The sequence below is a fragment of the Streptomyces sp. SP18BB07 genome (genome assembly GCF_036322545.1).
In the GTDB taxonomy this organism is placed as follows: domain Bacteria; phylum Actinomycetota; class Actinomycetes; order Streptomycetales; family Streptomycetaceae; genus Streptomyces; species Streptomyces deccanensis.
In genome coordinates, this window is sequence record NZ_JAQYWT010000204.1 from 1 (window position 1) to 416 (window position 416).

Annotated in this window: 1 pseudogene; it reads left to right on the forward strand. The window is 74.5% G+C overall.

The window, feature by feature from the left end:
• Positions 1-416 (forward strand): annotated as a pseudogene (locus PUR53_RS02490) (hypothetical protein); the annotation flags it as partial.

A 416-nucleotide genomic window follows, 5' to 3' on the forward strand; every position in this document is an offset into this window, starting at 1 on the left:
ACAACGCCATCCTCGGCCCGCTGGAGGACAAGCGCGTCGCCACGCTGAACCGCATCGAGACCGCCATCGGCCGCGCCGCCGCCAAGCCCGAGGGCCTCGAAGCCCTCGCCCCCTGCCAGCTCAACCAGGGCGGTGCCGCGGCAGCCGACGGAGGGGCGCAGGCCGGTGCGGGCGCGGGTGCCGAGGCCGACGCGGGCGAGGGTGGCGCGGACGCGGGCAACGCCGGTGCCGCCGGGACCATCACCTGCCCCGAGGTCGAGGGCGAACTCCCCGCAATCCCGGCCTCCGCGCAGGCCGAGGTCGACCGCAACCTCGCGCTCCTGGACACGCAGATCCAGGAAGCCAACCAGCGCCTGATCGACACCGTCGGCCAGGGCGGTGCCAACTTCGTCAACAACGCCATCCTCGGCCCGCTG